The organism is Holdemanella porci (genome assembly GCF_019052655.1).
GTDB classification, from domain to species: domain Bacteria; phylum Bacillota_I; class Bacilli_A; order Erysipelotrichales; family Erysipelotrichaceae; genus Holdemanella; species Holdemanella hominis.
The window spans coordinates 1-15,677 of the sequence record NZ_JAHQVB010000009.1 but is presented as its reverse complement, the minus strand read 5'-3'; the positions used below and the strand labels follow the sequence as shown (position 1 = coordinate 15,677).

The window sequence follows — 15,677 nt, the reverse complement described above, 5'->3', positions numbered from 1 at the left end:
CTTTTAAAGTCAATTGTCATGACATATAATAGTTATATGAACGATACAAAACTAACAATCGCAAATGCGCTATTAAACTTATTAAAAACACAACCCTTAAACAAGATTACAGTCACTCAAATCACAAAGGAATCCAATTTAACACGACAGACTTTTTATCGTAATTTTGAAGATAAAGAAGATCTAGTAAACTGGTATTTTGAAAAGCTATGCCTAGACTCTTTTAAAGAAATGGCTGATCAAACCACTTTAAAAGAAGCTTTAATTAAGAAATTCACTTTTATTCAAAGCCAAAACACATTTTTTAAAGAAGCCTTTAAAGAAGATGACTACAATTCTTTGACAAACTATGATTATCGCTGTATCTATGATTTCTACAAAAAGAAAATCGAAACAAAAACAACAATTGATCCACAACTAGACTTTCTACTTCAAATGTATTGTCATGGATCTATTGAAATGACTAAGTCCTGGGTCGAAAAAAATATGTATCTAGATATAGAAACGCTAGTCAATATGTTGATTGAATCCATGCCCGAAAGATTAAAACAATATATCAATCTTTAACTACAATACCTAAAAGTCTCACAAATTCAAGTGCCTGGGATGAATTCACGACAACACCTGTTAATTTATCACTCGACAACGCAATATTTTCAATTTCACAGCTTGAGAAATCAAGCTCTTTTAATTTTGTGTTAAACCATTCCGTTGAATTTAATATACATTTATCAAATGAAGTCTTTTTAAAATCACATTGAACAAATCCAGAACCCGTTAAATCATTGATGTCAAACATACAATCTTTAAATGTACTGCCACCAAAGTCACAATAATGTCCTTTGCATAATTGAAATAATGTATCTTGCACTAAGCTTTGTGAAAGTTCCATTCCACTGATTCGACAAGAAATGAAATGAACACGACTTAAACTACATTGATTCAAGTGTACATTTTCAAATTCACAATGATCAAAAATAATGTCCATATATTCAATAAAGCTAAAGCTACAATCTTTAAATTGACACTTGCTAAATTTACACCCATCCATCGTGATATTATCTAAGTTTTCTTCAATACAAACATTCTCAAATATATAATCACTCACATACGATTCATATGTCCATTCATCCATTTGTTCAAGACTCGTATTGATTTTTAGCTTTTTCATAGATTCTTAATTTTCAATAATACTTCTTGATTAAACAAGATATCTTTTAATAATTGTAAATCTTCATGGCTCACAAAATCATACTCTGCACGATTTAAAATAATATAGATTTGTTGAAGAGCATTTTTAAGTTCCATCCATCCTTCTGGCGTACCAAACTCTTCATCAAACAACTTATGAATGTTATCCTGGTTCATTAAAGGATATAAATAAGAATAGATGGTTGTCGTTGAAGGATTATTAAATCCATCAAAGAAATTCTTAAAGATAGGATAGATATATTTTCGTAACATGTTCAAAGTAGCTTTCGCATAAAATAAGGCACTCGCACTAAAATCTGCATCCTTTACATCTTCATAATAGACTTCCAAATCACTTCCTGCTTCGATTTGATCTAAGACACTTCCCGGAAAATCTGCATAATCTTCTTCATTTATATTTAAAGCTTCATAAAAGTCAGTTTCTTCTTCAGGCTCTTCGTTTTGTTTCATATTATTCATCATATTTTGAGCCATGTCATTTAACTTATTCTTTTCTTCATCGCTCATATTGTCCATCATTCTTGAAATGGCAGAAAAATCAATATCACTAAATTTCATGTTTATTACCTCATTTCTAACATGTATTATACACAAAACATAAGTGGATTAACATAAACAAATATATTAGAATATATACATGAAATTATTAAATATACAAAAAGAAATACCCGATATTCTTTTAGATATTCGCTATTGCACAACTTACAATTTCATTGGTGAAATCATTGATGGCTATATAGATCCGGTAGCGTTAGGAACAAAAGAATTGGTGAAGCAATTAAAAGTAATCAATTCAAAGGCAAGACAAATGGGATATCGATTAAAGATATGGGATGCCTATCGACCTCAAAGTGCCCTTGATCATTTCATGACTTGGAAAGATACAGAGGATGATAAAATGAAATCCATTTTCTATCCAAAATATTCCAAAAGCTATCTTTTTGAGAATGACTTTATTATTGAAAAATCAGCGCACACCAGAGGTAGCACTGTCGATTTAACTTTAGTTGATGAAAAAACAGGAAAAGAATTAGATATGGGATCTTACTTTGATTACTTTGGCGATATTTCTAGTCCATTATACACAAAAGGATTAACGAATCATCAAATAAACAATCGCAAGACACTTAGAAATTTAATGTTAGACAATGGATTTATCCCTTTAGAATCCGAGTGGTGGCACTATACTTTAAAGGATGAACCCTATCCAGATACTTATTTTAATGTGGAGGTAAAATCTGATGGAAACTAAATTATGGTCTGCTTTAATTGGTCTTTCTAAAACCGTGGATTCAAATCCAAAAACAGAAAACACAGACACAATTATTTTAGATTGTCTTCAACATTTAAAAAATCATACGGTAACACAAGATCTAATTGATTTAGTACACAAAGAAAAAGACAAGATATCACCAGGATGTAAAACGTGTACGCATCCTTGTGGCAATACAAGTGATTATGACATGTCTTTGATTAATGACAAGAAAAAGGAATTGATGAATCAAATCCTTCATTTAAATGATATGAACTTCATCTATCGCGGTCTATGTTATTTAGGCTTTGACATTGATGATTCTTATATTGATGAATTGATAGAAGAGGTCAAGAAATAATGAAAAAAAGAAAAATTCGCTATGACCGTATTTTATTGCCTATCTTAATACTGTGTGTAATCATCTTTGGGATATCTTCATGTCATAAAACAGAAGAAACAAAAGTTCAATCAAAACCCATTCATACTACAACTGATTTTTTAAAGAACGCGTTAAAACCCGTTGGTCAAACACTCTATATTTATGGTGGAGGCTGGAACGAAGCGCAAACAGGTTCCGGAACTGAAGCGTTAACTTTGGGCTTATCTAAGGAATGGAAATCCTTCTATGATACACAAGATAGTACATATAATTATGAAAACTATATGTATGAAATCCATAAAGGTCTTGATTGTTCAGGCTATATCGGTTGGACTATCTACAATACTCTAGAAACCAAATCCAATCATGGCAATGGCTATGTATTAAAGGCTGAAGAAATGACAAAAACATATGCGAACATGAAGTTAGGAAGCTACAAAGATTCAATTCAAAACGCAAAACCAGGTGATATTGTCTCTATGGCGAATGCTCATGTTTATATTGTACTTTGTGTATGTGAGGATGGCAGTTTATTGATTGCTCACTCTAGTCCTCCAGGTGTTAAAATTTCAGGTACATATGACCAAAATGGAAATTCAAATTCACAAGCTGTCGGATATGCACAAAAAATCATGGAAACGTATTATCCAGACTGGTACAGTCGTTATCCAAATTGCACTGTCGATTCTAGTTTTACTGAACCAAGTAATGTATCTTTATTTCACTGGAATTCAAAAACATTAAAAGATACAGATCAATTGCACTCTATGAGTATTGATCAAATCATTCAAACTTTATTTCAATAGGGAGGTCAACATGGAAAAAGATTGGAAATTATTTAGAAAGAAACTAGGTAGATGGCAAGAAGCCTATATGGATAAGCTCGTTGAGGAATACAAATCCATTTTAAATTCAGATGCATTATCTTCTGATAAATACTGGGCTCTACGAAAGAAAATTTATGAGGATTATAAAAGTCCTGGTGTTTTGGCAAGAGATGTTTCTCGTTCAAATATGTTTATCATTTTGTTAGGATTATTGCGCGATGAAGCAATCACCATGGATGATCTAGATGAGTTTAGTGATGAGCTAAAGGAAGATATTAAACAATATATGAAGTAAAAAGCCGAAATAAATCGGCTTTTTTCATTTAGTCTTCTTTTTTACCAGCTAATTCTTTTAATGCTTTCAAAGAATCAACTTTCTTTGAATATAAAGTTAATGGAGCAGAACTAGTATCACCAATCGCTGTTAAATCATATCCTTGTGCTTCACATTCATTTTCTAAATACGCTTTGTGTTGAAATGAGTTCAAATCAATTTCGCCATTATTTAAAGCTTCATTTGGTAAGTTATATGCATCAAATACAACTACATCTAAATAGATTCCAGAATTTTCATCATCTAATACTTTTTGTACCGCTCTAAATGTGTCGGCAGAACCACAAGTACCAATCTTAATAACTTTCTTTCCATCTGAACTTGATTGATATCCTTCAATATCGCCCACAAAATTTTTATCGACTGTATAATCTTCATCATATTCAAATGCAGGAACCGTAGCGCCACTATTCTTTTCTAAAATATATTCAGCCACCAATTGACTTTGGTATGTCTTTACTACCTTTTGATAATCTTCATTATCTTTATCAGCTGTACGCGCAACAATCACATTAATAAATGGATTATCACTTCCTACTTCTTGTACTTCCGTAATTAAACCATCCTTTTTAGGTTTTAATCCAGCTGGAACCGCATATGTTCCATTGATTGTGGCTGCTCCAAAATCATCCAAAGTCGAAACTAATGTATTGGCTTGTGTAGGAACAATTTCAATATTGTATTTATACTTCGTAACATCCTTCAATTCTGGAGTCCAACCAGCCTTGTCATCACTTCAATCAAGCCAGCTTTTTCTAGAAGCAATAACCCTCTTCCACCATTTGTGGCATCGCTTGGAATACCAATTTTTACAGGTTCACTTGATGACTTTGATGAACATCCTGTAAGTAATGTTGTAGCTACTAAGCCTACTGTTAAAAATGTTTTAAATAATTTATTTGTCTTCATAATCCTTTTCTCCCTCTTTTATTTATGAAACAATTCTTTATTCGTTGTTGCTTTTGACAATGTATTTCCCAATAATTGAATCAACGAAACAATGATCAATAATAAGATTACACATAAATTCACAACATCTTGATAATGTAAGTTTTGTCCATAATTAATTGCGAACGAACCAATTCCACCAGCACCAACTGCACCTGCAGAAGTTGTTAATCCAATCAATGAAATAGCCGTAATGGTTGTTACACGAATCAAATCCGGTAACGCCTCATGCAGATAAACACGAAAGATAATTCCTAGTGTTGAGCTTCCCATGCTTCTAGCGGCCTCTATTTTTCCTGGATTTACATCCGCTAATGCCGTTTCGACTTGTCTTGTGTAGAATGGAACCGCTCCAAAGACTAATGGAACAACAGCCCCTTTGACTCCAATCGAAGTACCCGCAATACTTCGTGTTAACGGAATCAAGAAAATCAACAAGATGATAAATGGTACGGCTCTAAACACATTCGTGATAACTTCTAGAATAAAATGAATAATCCGATTTGGCTTAATACCATCTGTCTTTGTTACAATCAATGAAATTCCAAAAGCACCTCCAATTAGTAATGTAATCAAGCCTGCGATGAAAAACATTTGATACGTTGCAGTCAATGCTGTTAAAAATATATCCCAGTAATTGGCAACATTTGGAAAAAAATCTGCTATAAATTTAGGCATGATGAATCACCTCCACTTTTACATTAGATTCATGTAGAAAATCTATGGCACGCTGTACATTTTCTTTAGTCCCTTCAATTGAAGCAATAATGCCACCCAAAGCATCCGCATTAACGACATCCACGTTAGCCAACATGATATTTACATCCACATTATATTCACGAGATATTTTTGAAATGGTTGCATTACCAACACTATCTCTAGTGAATGTAAGTTTAACTAATTTACTATCTGCAGGAATAATTGTCTTATTCTCAATCAACTTCGTAATATTCGATAATGCAGAAGACGAGTTGATAAATTTTTTGGTAATCTCTTCTTTAGGATTGGCGAAGATATCATATACATCTCCTTCTTCAACAACCTTACCATTCTCCATAACTGCCACACGATTTGCGATAGATTTAATCACACTCATTTCATGTGTGATCAAGATAATTGTTATTCCTAATCTTTTATTTAAATCCCTCAATAACTTTAGAATGGATTCTGTCGCATCTGGATCTAAAGCAGAAGTTGCTTCATCAGAAAGTAACACCTTAGGATTGTTTGATAAGGCTCTTGCGATGGCTACACGCTGTTTTTGTCCACCAGATAATTGTGATGGATACACGTATTTTTTATCTGCCAAATCCACAAGATCTAATAATTCATCCACACGAGTCTCAATTTCTTTCTTTGATAACCCCGTATATTTTAATGGGTACGCCACATTATCAAATACAGTGCTTCGATCTAATAAGTTAAAATGTTGAAAGATCATTCCTATGGATCGTCTTAACTCTCTTAATTTCTTTTGACTTATATCTAAACTTCCTTGATTTGCACTTACTTTTCCAAATCCTTCAATTTCAATACTTCCAGAATCTGGAATCTCTAAAAAGTTCAAGCATCGAACCAAAGTACTTTTACCAGCACCAGAATATCCAATCACCCCATAGATTTGCCCACTTTCAATATGTAGTGAAACATCATCTACGGCATGTACGTCTGCATTCTTTAAATGATAGGTTTTATCTAAATGCTCTATATTAATCATTTATAACACTCCAATCTAACAAAAAAAGCCGAGGTATTTCCCCGGCAATCACACACTTAAATAAGCGACAAACGAATTGAAAACCGGGTCACATTTTTTAACATATACATTTGCATCATTGACATCATCATTGTTTTCATTTTCGTTTCCTCCTTGCATGTTTGTATTCTACAAGAAGGTTTAGCTATTGTCTAATTGTTAAATTTTTGAAGCAGTAATAAATTTTATTTATTACTAAAATAATCCTTCATCGTTTGAATATACGTACTACCAATCTCACTCAACACTGTATTTTTCCTTGTGATATACCCAATTTCCATCATAGAATTGGGATTCTCTACATTCGCTTCATAAGGCACAACTACATAGTCATCCCCATTCAAATCACGACTAATAATTCCAGAACATAAAGTATATCCATTCAGTCCTCTCATTAAATTCAGCATCGTAGCACGATCATTCACTTGAATCTTTCTTGGAAATTCATTTTCAACCAATATCTCCTCTGCCGTATACATCGAAGGATTATCCCCTTGATCAAAAGTCATATTTGGATATGGCAATAATTCTTCATACGTAATTGATTTTTTATTAGCAAGAGGATGCCCCTTATACAAATACACAAAGGCATCGCAATCCGCTAATTTATGAAATTCTAAATTCCACTCATCAAATTGTTTCATCATAAAACGACGATTATAGTTGGATAAATATAAGATTCCTATCTCACTTAAAGAATTACCTACATCCTCAATAACATGCATCGTCTTAGTTTCACTGATCGCAAAATCATATTTGGAAGTCCCATACTTCTTCACTGTATCCACAAATGCTTTGGTCGCAAATGAATAGTGCTGGCACGAAACACGAAACTTATTTCTTCGTAAGCTTACATCTTCATAGCGATTTTTTAACAATTCATATTGTTGGTACAACTGTCTTGCGTATGTTAAAAACTCTTGTCCTTGTTGCGTCACAGTGACTCCATGACTTGTACGATTAAAGATTTGAATATCCAGTTCTTTTTCAAGTGATTGAATGGCAGACGTTAAAGTAGGCTGAGACACAAAAAGCTTTTCAGCCGCCTTATTCATAGATTTCTCATCTGACACCGTTAATACATAAAGTAATTGTTGAAGCGTCATTTTCAGTCTCCTTTATTTATATAATTTTAATGAATATTTGTTGATTTTCAAGATTCCATAAAATAAAAGAGCTTGAAAAGCCCTTTAAGCGTAAAATAATTAATTCTCTTTTTGATGTTCTACATGCCAAGTATGATCCTCTTTCACTTTCGCAAGTTCTTCTGGATTTTCAAATAATTCGAGTGCCGTAAAAGCCAATGCTTTTGCACCTTTGACAATCGCATCCATTGCCTTTTGACTACATGAAGCATTGACCATATCTTGACTATGCCCTGCAATCTGTACATCTGTAATACTAATATGTGGCTGAATCGTAGGTACAACCTGACTAATGTTACCCACATCACTACTTCCAGGCATGACCACATCTTCTACATGTTTTACAGTATTGCCAAGTTCTGTAATATATTTTTCATAGATTGCATCTAAAGAAGGTGTTAAAACCATATTTTCTACAAGATTTTGATACAACTTCATACTCGATGTACAACCCGTCTGTAAAGCGGAACCCTTCACAATATTCTCTACTTTTTCATATAACTCATGCAACGTATCAATATCGGCAGCTCGAATATAATATTTGGCCTTTGTGTATTCTGGAATGACATTGGGAGCTGTTCCCCCATCAACAATCACACCATGAATACGAATGCGATCTGTTAGTTGTTGTCGTAAAACACCAATGGCTGCATAAGTTAAGATCTGCGCATCCAACGCATTGATTCCATCTTGAGGACATCCTGCTGCATGCGCCGGTTTTCCCCAAAATTCAATATCTACAGGTGCACATGCATAATTACGCGTACTTAATCCATCTTCTGGACCTGAGCCTGGATGCACGCATAAGGCAAAATCCACATCTTTTAAATATCCCTTCTTCACAAAAGAACCTTTGGCACTTCCATTTTGTCCACCCTCTTCTCCAGGCGTACCATATACACGTACTTCTCCACCAATTTGATCCACGACACTTTTTAAAGCAGCACCAGCAAGAGAAGAAGTAGCACCAAACACATTATGTCCACATCCATGGCCTAAACCTGCAAGAGCATCATATTCTGCTAGAAAAACAACCGTAGGACCTGGTTTATTACTTTTGTAGGTTGCCGCAAAGCCTGTACGATGTCCTGCCGCTGGTAATTCAATCTCAAAGCCTTCTTTTTTTAATTGTTCACTCAAGGTTTGAGAAGCAAAATATTCAAAGTCACTAACTTCTGGCTTGGCATGAATAGCCAAAGAAATATCTTGATATACTTTTGCGTTTGTATCTATAAATTGAGAAATTTGATTCTTTAATTCTGACATAAAATAGTTCCTCCTAAAAGTTGAGTCTATTGTACAAAGAACAATTGCTATATTCAAATTCTATTTATTTATATCTAGTTATAAATTATTTTTATATTTCAAGCAAAAAGAAAAACGGCATAGCCGCTTATTCTTTCGTTAGATCCTCACCAAAATACTTGATAGAAATCTTAGATAAAGTTCCATCTTCTTTTAGTTCTTTTAAAGCCTTATTTACAGCTTTCTTTAAAGAGGCATTATCATCCCCTTTTACCATTGGGATGGCATAGGGGGTAGATTCTTTAGATTGATCAACAATTTTAAATGAACTATCCTTTGTCGTCTGAAGATAATCATTGATTGAAGTAGCTGCATTGATTGTCGCATCCACACCACCACTCTTTACAAGATCCATACATTTCGTTAAATCATCAACACCTTTTACAGTTGCCCCATAGTCTTCACCCAATTCCATATAGGTAGATCCAATCGAATTGGCAGTTGTCTTTCCTTTTAAATCATCAAACGAAGTAATTGTCGTATTATCATTACGAACAACTAAGACTGTATGATCATACGCATAAGGTGTAGAAAAATCAAATTTATTTTCTCTTTCCTTTGTGATATCGACACCATTAATAACTAAATCATACGTACCCGTTGATAATCCAGTTAATAATCCATCCCATTTGCCTTCCACAATATTGGCTTTTACACCTAATTTCTTGGCAATATTCTTAGCGACTTCCACATCAACACCCATCAATTTATCATCCTTATTATGATAAGAGAATGGTTGCCAATCTCCTTCTAAACCAATTGTGATTTCACCTTTATCTTGAATCGTAGCTAAATGATCCTTACTTGATCCACATCCTGCTAAAGTAAAAACCATAGCCGTACTTAATAAACTTGCTAATAATTTTTTCATCTTACATTTCCTCTTTCCTTAAAAAATCTTTTGTTCGTTCTTGTTTCGGATTTTCAAAGAAATTCTTTGAACTGCCCTCTTCAACAATTTTTCCTTTTTCCATTAAAATCACATGACTAGAAACATTCTTCGCGAAAGCCATCTCATGCGTGACCACAACCATAGTCATTCCTTCATTAGCCAGTGTTTTCATAACACTTAAAACTTCTTGAATCAACTCTGGATCAAGAGCTGAAGTCGGTTCATCAAAATAAATAATGTCTGGATTTGTTGCCAAAGCTCTTGCGATTGCGACACGCTGTTGTTGTCCACCCGATAATTGTGAAGGATAATGAGTCGCAAGATCTTTCATTCCTACTTTTTCAAGCATCTGCATACCAATCACATTGGCCTCTTCTTTAGAAACATTTCGCGCTACAGTAAGACCTAATGTTACATTTTGTAGGGCTGTCTTATTCGCAAATAAATTGTAATTTTGAAATACAAATCCCGTATACTTTCTAAGCTGGGCAACATCCTTCTTTGATGTATTCGATAAATCATAAGATTTTCCATTAAAAATCATAGTCCCTGCATCAGCTGTCTCTAAATAATTAATGCAGCGAAGCAAAGTTGTCTTACCCGATCCTGAAGGACCTAATATCGCAATGACATCTCCTTTATTGACCGTAAGATCTATTCCATTCAAAACATTTAAATTCCCAAATGATTTATGAATATCTTTAATTTCTAATAAAGCCATACTCTATCTCCCTGCCTGATAATAATTCAGCTTCTTTTCACCCCAAGCTTGCAGCCAAGTTAAAACTGTACAGAAAATCAAATAAACTAAAGCCACTTCTATGTATAACTGCATAAACTGATAAGTTCTTCCTGCAATCCTTTCGGTCTGCATAAACATTTCTGTAACTGTAATATTCGCAGCTAAAGACGTATCTTTTACAAGTGAAATCAAGTTATTAAACAATGATGGAAATGCACTTCGAAAAGCTTGCGGTAAAATAATATGCATCATAATCTGCATATAGCTCATTCCTACACATAGTCCGGCTTCCATTTGTCCTTGTGGTACACTTTCAATCGATCCGCGAATGGTTTCTGCACAATAAGCGCCTGTATTTAATGAAAATACAATAATCGCTGCCGTAATAGCCGATATTCTCACGCCAATCGATTGCATTCCAAAATACATAATAAATAATTGTACAAGCATAGGTGTTCCTCTAAATATCCAAATATAGAATTGAACAACATACTTCATAACCGGAACTTTCGCATATTGTATCAAGGCACAAAAAATGGCCAATATCATAGCTAGAACAAAAGAAATGACTGCCAAAGGTAATGTCATTACAATTCCCGAAATAAATATCTTTGGGAATGATTCTAAAAACAATTCCATTCTTTCCCTCCCTAAAATCTTTATACTATTCTACACCCTAAAGTGAACTTTAGGTCAACTAAATCAATCCAAACGATTTTAATATCGTTAACCAGAATGTAATACTGAAAGCACTAAGCAATGTTGTCAGCATCACAACACTTGATGTTAAAACACCTTTATGTCCCATACTTTTAGCCATCACAAAACCAGATACGGTTGTACTTGAACCACACATAATCAAAATCGCAACTAAGGCTTGATTTCTGAATCCTAATAAAGCTGCAATTGGTAAGAAGATCGTACAAAAACCAATTAATTTCATAAATGTACAAAATAAAGATGGTTTCAATTCTCCTTTCGCCTGATCAAAATCAAAAATAGCTCCCATCGCCATTAAACCTAGTGGTGTTGCCGTACTTGCAATCATAGAAATTGTTTTATTGATGACTTGTGGCAGTTTAAACGGTAATATACTAACAAGTACACCTATCACAATACCTAGAATTAGTGGATTCTTTAAAATTCCAATGAATGTTTTCTTATAATCAACCTTCGATTGTTCAGCCTTAAAGAAAGATAGAATCACAACAGATACTGCGTTATAAACAAATACAACACTCATCAACATCAATGGGGCAACACCTACATCTGGATAAATATTTGATGTTAATGCAAGTCCTAATAAGGCAGCACTGCTTCTGTAACAAGCTTGAATAAATTCACCTTGAATCGCTTTATCTTTTAATCGCAATGAAAATAATATAGATAATAGAATACTAATTAGAGTAGATACAACACAAAATACGACAAACTTTGTATCCCAAAGATCTTTAAAATTAGATTTAGACACATCGACAAACAACAATAGTGGCAATGATACTTTAAAGACAAATGAATTTAATTTCGATGCCAGTATGTCATCCAACACATTGATTTTATTTAAGAAATAACCGACAACCATCAATAGAAAGATGGGAATCGTTGCATTTAGGCTAAATAATAAATTTTCCACAAAAATCCCTCCAAAACTTTCTTAAAATTTTAGCACAAATATTGGACAATATGCACTAAAACACTTATATGTGACATTATTATCAATCTGTAACTTGTATGTAAGCGGTTTAGTTCGTAAAATAAAATTAACAAGTATATAAGGAGGAAATAATACTTATGGCAAATCGTTTTATTTTAAATGAAACAAGTTATCATGGTGCTGGAGCCATCAAAGAAGTGGTTACAGAAGTTAAAGCACGTAGATTAAAGAAAGGTTTAGTTGTTACAGACAAAGACTTGATCAAATTTGGTGTAGCTACTAAAGTCACAGACTTATTAGATGAAGCTGGTCTTCCTTACGAAATCTATGATGAGGTTAAGGCAAACCCAACTGTTGAACAAGTTAAAAATGGTGTACAAGCAGCTAAAGATGCTGGTGCAGACTATTTAATCGCTATTGGTGGTGGAAGCCCACAAGATACTTGTAAAGGTATTGGAATCATCTTGGCAAACCCAGAATTTGAAGATGTTGTTAGCTTGGAAGGTGTTGCTCCAACTAAAAACAAATCTGTCCCAGTTATCGCTATTGCGACTACAGCAGGTACTGCAGCAGAAACTACAATCAATTATGTAATTACAGATACTGAAAAGAAAAGAAAATTCGTTTGTGTAGATGCTCACGATATTCCAGTTGTTGCGATTATCGATCCAGAAATGATGTCAAGTATGCCAAAGGGCTTAACAGCAAGTACTGGTCTTGACGCATTAACTCACGCTATTGAAGGATATACAACTTTAGCTGCTTGGGAACTTGCTGATACATTAAACTTAAAAGCTATCGAAATCATTTCAAGAAGCTTACGTGCTGCATGTGCTAACGATCCAAAAGGACGTGAAGACATGGCTTTAGGACAATATATGACAGGTATGGCATTCTCTAACGTTGGTTTAGGTGTTGACCACGGTATGGCTCACCCATTAAGCGCATTCTACGGAATCCCTCACGGTGTTGCTTGTGCTACATTACTTCCATACGTTATGGAATTCAACAAAGATTACACTGGTGAAAAATTTAGAGAAATCGCTCGTGTAATGGGAGTTGAAGGTGTTGATGAAATGTCTCAAGAAGAATATCGTCAAGCAGCTATTGATGCCGTTATTCAATTAAGTAAAGATTGTGGAATTGCTCAAAGCTTAAAAGAAATCGGTGTTAAAGAAGAAGACTTACCTACATTAACAGATTCAGCTATGGCTGACGTATGTACAGGTGGTAACCCACGTCCATGTACTAAAGAATTGATCTTCGACTTATATAAATACGCATTTAACGGAAGAGACTAATACATCCATTTAGAAGGCAATCTAGTTGCCTTCTTTTTTCTGTGCAAAAAAAGATGAGATCACTCTCATCTCATTAACGATTTACATGAACATATCCAATAAATGGTTGGTTACATTCAACACTATAAATTGTTGTCTGACATCCAAACCATCCACCATGAACAGCCTGCCCATTACCAATATATAATGCTACATGTCCTTGATAGACACAAATATCTCCTGGAACTGGATTGTTTGTCAAAGTTCCTAAACTTAAATAAGCTGCTGGTGCACCATGGAAATTGATTCCTACAGCAGCAAGTGAATTTGTCACTAACATTGTACAATCTTGATAAACACCAATCTGAGCTAATGCAGCATCGGCAATTCTTTGATAGAAATCTTTTTCTACATTAACTGTTATATTTTTTTCACTTACATTTCCCGCTTTATCTTTCGCTTTAATGGATGTTGTAAAAGTTCCTGTATTTGCTGTATCTACATTTTTAGTCACAGTCATAGTTCCTTCTTCATTTAATGAAACATAGCGATTGATATCAAATGCTTCATTTTGTTCCACTGTGATTGTATCCTCACAAGTAATTACAGGAGCTGTTGTATCTTCTACCTTGATACTTACTTCAGCACTGTGCTTTTCATTTGTATTTTTGTTTTTTCCTTCAATAGAAACAGTTTGTTTACCAACTGTTTCTATATCTAAATCTTTTACTTTTACCTTGTAGTTTTTTGATTCATATACAGATACATTTTTTGATTTCTTTTTAAATTTTACATTCGCATATTTTTTATGTAATTCTTTTGTAAATACAGACTGCATTGAATCTGCATCTTGATATTCAATTTTATAAGCTGCTGTGTTTTCTTTTGCCGCAACACTTGTAACGCCTCCAAATGTAGATGTAGCAATCATCACACTCGCAAATACTTGCATTAATTTTTTCATTGTTATGGGCCTCCTCATTGCTCACACAATTAAAGAAGCTACACTAATTTCTTGTAAGTGTCAAAAGAATACCCGTATTTCCCACAATTTAACATATTAATTTGTTTAAATTTGCCATTATTAACGAGCTCGTCCCATTAATTTGCACTTTTTAGTAAAAAAAAGAACTACAAGATTTGTAGTTCTAAACGATTAATATTCCAATTTTTTAACCTTTTCCCAAGTAAATTGAGGATCACCAAAGTGTCCATAGCATGATGTTTTGTGGTAAACTGGCTTTCTTAAATCCAATTCGGAAATGATGTTTCCTACTTCAAAATTGAAGTTTTTCTTAACGATTTCTAATAGTTTTTCATCATCAAATTTACCAGTTCCAAAAGTGTCTACACATAAAGATACAGGTTGTGCTTTACCAATTGCGTACGCAACTTCAACTTCACAACGACGAGCTAAGCCATTGGCAACAATGTTTTTAGCTACATAACGAGAGTAGTAAGCAGCACTACGGTCTACTTTCGTAGGGTCTTTACTAGAGAAGCATCCTCCTCCAATACGTCCACGTCCACCATATGTATCACATACGATTTTACGTCCTGTCGTTCCTGAATCTCCCCATGATCCACCAACAACGAAGCTTCCAGATGGGTTAATGAAATATTTTGTGTTTTCATCTAAATATTTTTCATCAATGCAAGGTTTAATCACTTCATTCATGATTAATTCTTTAATTTCTTTTTGCGTAATATCTTTTGAATGTTGAGTTGAAACAACGATTGTATCAATACGTTTGATTTCATCATTTTCATATTCAACAGACACCTGTGTTTTTCCATCTGGTTTTAATAAATCTGGGTGTTGTCTTCTAACTTTTGACAATTGACGAGCTAAAAGGTGTGCATAATAGATAGTTAATGGCATGTATTCATCATTTTCATCACATGCATAACCAAACATAATACCTTGGTCACCAGCACATACTTCATC

20 protein-coding genes are annotated in these 15,677 nt (G+C 33.9%); 6 read left to right on the top strand and 14 right to left on the bottom strand.

Annotated elements, in window-relative coordinates; translation table 11 throughout:
- Positions 1 to 36 precede the first annotated feature (36 nt).
- Positions 37 to 567 carry a TetR/AcrR family transcriptional regulator gene (locus tag KTQ83_RS03105; RefSeq protein WP_117925235.1) on the top strand — a complete coding sequence of 177 codons (531 nt, stop codon included), beginning with the start codon at positions 37 to 39 and terminating at the stop codon, positions 565 to 567.
- Here KTQ83_RS03105 and KTQ83_RS03100 read toward each other — a convergent pair.
- Positions 557 to 1,171, bottom strand: a complete 615-nt coding sequence (locus KTQ83_RS03100) for a pentapeptide repeat-containing protein (protein ID WP_117925211.1) — start codon at positions 1,169 to 1,171, stop codon at positions 557 to 559. The two genes, KTQ83_RS03105 and KTQ83_RS03100, sit on opposite strands and share 11 nt — an antisense overlap.
- A complete protein-coding gene (locus tag KTQ83_RS03095) occupies positions 1,168 to 1,770 on the bottom strand; it encodes a hypothetical protein (protein ID WP_186998752.1) in 603 nt (200 codons plus the stop codon). Before KTQ83_RS03095 ends, KTQ83_RS03100 begins: the two co-directional genes overlap by 4 nt.
- Before the next feature lie 79 nt (positions 1,771 to 1,849).
- On the opposite strand from KTQ83_RS03095, the gene KTQ83_RS03090 reads away from it, so the two are divergent.
- The 4 genes from KTQ83_RS03090 to KTQ83_RS03075 are packed head-to-tail and all read left to right on the top strand — an operon-like array spanning position 1,850 to position 3,968.
- Positions 1,850 to 2,464, top strand: a complete 615-nt coding sequence (locus KTQ83_RS03090) for a M15 family metallopeptidase (protein WP_117925207.1) — start codon at positions 1,850 to 1,852, stop codon at positions 2,462 to 2,464.
- Positions 2,454 to 2,825, top strand: a complete 372-nt coding sequence (locus KTQ83_RS03085) for a hypothetical protein (protein WP_217255987.1) — start codon at positions 2,454 to 2,456, stop codon at positions 2,823 to 2,825. Before KTQ83_RS03090 ends, KTQ83_RS03085 begins: the two co-directional genes overlap by 11 nt.
- Positions 2,825 to 3,652, top strand: a complete 828-nt coding sequence (locus KTQ83_RS03080; RefSeq protein WP_186998750.1) for a hypothetical protein — start codon at positions 2,825 to 2,827, stop codon at positions 3,650 to 3,652. The genes KTQ83_RS03085 and KTQ83_RS03080 overlap by 1 nt, the downstream gene beginning before the upstream one ends.
- Positions 3,653 to 3,662: 10 nt before the next feature.
- A complete protein-coding gene (locus tag KTQ83_RS03075) occupies positions 3,663 to 3,968 on the top strand; it encodes a multidrug transporter (RefSeq protein WP_186998749.1) in 306 nt (101 codons plus the stop codon).
- A gap of 28 nt (positions 3,969 to 3,996) precedes the next feature.
- Here the strand turns inward: KTQ83_RS03075 and KTQ83_RS12490 are convergent, their stop codons facing one another.
- The 10 genes from KTQ83_RS12490 to KTQ83_RS03025 form a co-directional block, all read right to left on the bottom strand.
- On the bottom strand, positions 3,997 to 4,713 hold the full coding sequence (locus tag KTQ83_RS12490; protein ID WP_217255988.1) for a MetQ/NlpA family ABC transporter substrate-binding protein: 717 nt from the start codon (positions 4,711 to 4,713) through the stop codon (positions 3,997 to 3,999).
- Complete coding sequence (locus KTQ83_RS12485; protein ID WP_217255989.1) at positions 4,710 to 4,916, bottom strand: MetQ/NlpA family ABC transporter substrate-binding protein; 207 nt, start codon at positions 4,914 to 4,916, stop codon at positions 4,710 to 4,712. Before KTQ83_RS12485 ends, KTQ83_RS12490 begins: the two co-directional genes overlap by 4 nt.
- Before the next feature lie 18 nt (positions 4,917 to 4,934).
- Complete coding sequence (locus KTQ83_RS03060; protein WP_217255990.1) at positions 4,935 to 5,633, bottom strand: methionine ABC transporter permease; 699 nt, start codon at positions 5,631 to 5,633, stop codon at positions 4,935 to 4,937.
- Complete coding sequence (locus tag KTQ83_RS03055) at positions 5,626 to 6,672, bottom strand: methionine ABC transporter ATP-binding protein (RefSeq protein ID WP_186998747.1); 1,047 nt, start codon at positions 6,670 to 6,672, stop codon at positions 5,626 to 5,628. The genes KTQ83_RS03060 and KTQ83_RS03055 overlap by 8 nt, the downstream gene beginning before the upstream one ends.
- A gap of 224 nt (positions 6,673 to 6,896) precedes the next feature.
- On the bottom strand, positions 6,897 to 7,817 hold the full coding sequence (locus KTQ83_RS03050; RefSeq protein WP_186998746.1) for a LysR family transcriptional regulator: 921 nt from the start codon (positions 7,815 to 7,817) through the stop codon (positions 6,897 to 6,899).
- A gap of 99 nt (positions 7,818 to 7,916) precedes the next feature.
- Positions 7,917 to 9,122, bottom strand: coding sequence for a M20 family metallopeptidase (locus KTQ83_RS03045; protein WP_186998745.1), 1,206 nt, complete (start codon positions 9,120 to 9,122; stop codon positions 7,917 to 7,919).
- 127 nt (positions 9,123 to 9,249) lie between these two features.
- Positions 9,250 to 10,032: a transporter substrate-binding domain-containing protein gene (locus KTQ83_RS03040; RefSeq protein ID WP_117925189.1), complete on the bottom strand. Its 783-nt coding sequence runs from the start codon at positions 10,030 to 10,032 to the stop codon at positions 9,250 to 9,252.
- A 1-nt stretch (position 10,033) separates the two neighbouring features.
- Positions 10,034 to 10,774 carry an amino acid ABC transporter ATP-binding protein gene (locus KTQ83_RS03035; protein WP_117925187.1) on the bottom strand — a complete coding sequence of 247 codons (741 nt, stop codon included), beginning with the start codon at positions 10,772 to 10,774 and terminating at the stop codon, positions 10,034 to 10,036.
- A gap of 3 nt (positions 10,775 to 10,777) precedes the next feature.
- Positions 10,778 to 11,434: an amino acid ABC transporter permease gene (locus KTQ83_RS03030; protein ID WP_117925185.1), complete on the bottom strand. Its 657-nt coding sequence runs from the start codon at positions 11,432 to 11,434 to the stop codon at positions 10,778 to 10,780.
- A gap of 58 nt (positions 11,435 to 11,492) precedes the next feature.
- The gene (locus tag KTQ83_RS03025; RefSeq protein WP_217255991.1) at positions 11,493 to 12,428 is read right to left on the bottom strand and encodes an AEC family transporter; all 936 of its coding nucleotides are present in this window, start codon (positions 12,426 to 12,428) and stop codon (positions 11,493 to 11,495) included.
- A gap of 158 nt (positions 12,429 to 12,586) precedes the next feature.
- Between KTQ83_RS03025 and fucO the strand changes: the two genes are divergently transcribed.
- Positions 12,587 to 13,750 carry a lactaldehyde reductase gene (gene fucO, locus KTQ83_RS03020; protein ID WP_217255992.1) on the top strand — a complete coding sequence of 388 codons (1,164 nt, stop codon included), beginning with the start codon at positions 12,587 to 12,589 and terminating at the stop codon, positions 13,748 to 13,750.
- Between the two features lie 73 nt (positions 13,751 to 13,823).
- Here the strand turns inward: fucO and KTQ83_RS03015 are convergent, their stop codons facing one another.
- Both KTQ83_RS03015 and metK read right to left on the bottom strand, forming a co-directional pair.
- Positions 13,824 to 14,693, bottom strand: a complete 870-nt coding sequence (locus tag KTQ83_RS03015) for an NlpC/P60 family protein (RefSeq protein WP_227402349.1) — start codon at positions 14,691 to 14,693, stop codon at positions 13,824 to 13,826.
- A gap of 192 nt (positions 14,694 to 14,885) precedes the next feature.
- Positions 14,886 to 15,677, bottom strand: a 792-nt coding sequence (gene metK / locus KTQ83_RS03010; RefSeq protein WP_217255993.1) for a methionine adenosyltransferase, incomplete at its 5' end; no start/stop codon positions are given.

Bases quoted from the DNA above. Each gene is read 5' to 3' on its own strand.
- KTQ83_RS03075 (WP_186998749.1), top strand. From the start codon at position 3,663: ATGGAAAAAGATTGGAAATTATTTAGAAAGAAACTAGGTAGATGGCAA.
- KTQ83_RS03090 (WP_117925207.1), top strand. From the start codon at position 1,850: ATGAAATTATTAAATATACAAAAAGAAATACCCGATATTCTTTTAGAT.
- KTQ83_RS03105 (WP_117925235.1), top strand. From the start codon at position 37: ATGAACGATACAAAACTAACAATCGCAAATGCGCTATTAAACTTATTA.
- KTQ83_RS03035 (WP_117925187.1), bottom strand. From the start codon at position 10,774: ATGGCTTTATTAGAAATTAAAGATATTCATAAATCATTTGGGAATTTA.
- KTQ83_RS03100 (WP_117925211.1), bottom strand. From the start codon at position 1,171: ATGAAAAAGCTAAAAATCAATACGAGTCTTGAACAAATGGATGAATGG.
- KTQ83_RS03055 (WP_186998747.1), bottom strand. From the start codon at position 6,672: ATGATTAATATAGAGCATTTAGATAAAACCTATCATTTAAAGAATGCA.
- KTQ83_RS12485 (WP_217255989.1), bottom strand. From the start codon at position 4,916: ATGAAGACAAATAAATTATTTAAAACATTTTTAACAGTAGGCTTAGTA.
- KTQ83_RS03030 (WP_117925185.1), bottom strand. From the start codon at position 11,434: ATGGAATTGTTTTTAGAATCATTCCCAAAGATATTTATTTCGGGAATT.
- fucO (WP_217255992.1), top strand. From the start codon at position 12,587: ATGGCAAATCGTTTTATTTTAAATGAAACAAGTTATCATGGTGCTGGA.
- KTQ83_RS03015 (WP_227402349.1), bottom strand. From the start codon at position 14,693: ATGAAAAAATTAATGCAAGTATTTGCGAGTGTGATGATTGCTACATCT.
- KTQ83_RS03085 (WP_217255987.1), top strand. From the start codon at position 2,454: ATGGAAACTAAATTATGGTCTGCTTTAATTGGTCTTTCTAAAACCGTG.
- KTQ83_RS03040 (WP_117925189.1), bottom strand. From the start codon at position 10,032: ATGAAAAAATTATTAGCAAGTTTATTAAGTACGGCTATGGTTTTTACT.
- KTQ83_RS03060 (WP_217255990.1), bottom strand. From the start codon at position 5,633: ATGCCTAAATTTATAGCAGATTTTTTTCCAAATGTTGCCAATTACTGG.
- KTQ83_RS03080 (WP_186998750.1), top strand. From the start codon at position 2,825: ATGAAAAAAAGAAAAATTCGCTATGACCGTATTTTATTGCCTATCTTA.
- KTQ83_RS03050 (WP_186998746.1), bottom strand. From the start codon at position 7,817: ATGACGCTTCAACAATTACTTTATGTATTAACGGTGTCAGATGAGAAA.
- KTQ83_RS03095 (WP_186998752.1), bottom strand. From the start codon at position 1,770: ATGAAATTTAGTGATATTGATTTTTCTGCCATTTCAAGAATGATGGAC.
- KTQ83_RS03045 (WP_186998745.1), bottom strand. From the start codon at position 9,122: ATGTCAGAATTAAAGAATCAAATTTCTCAATTTATAGATACAAACGCA.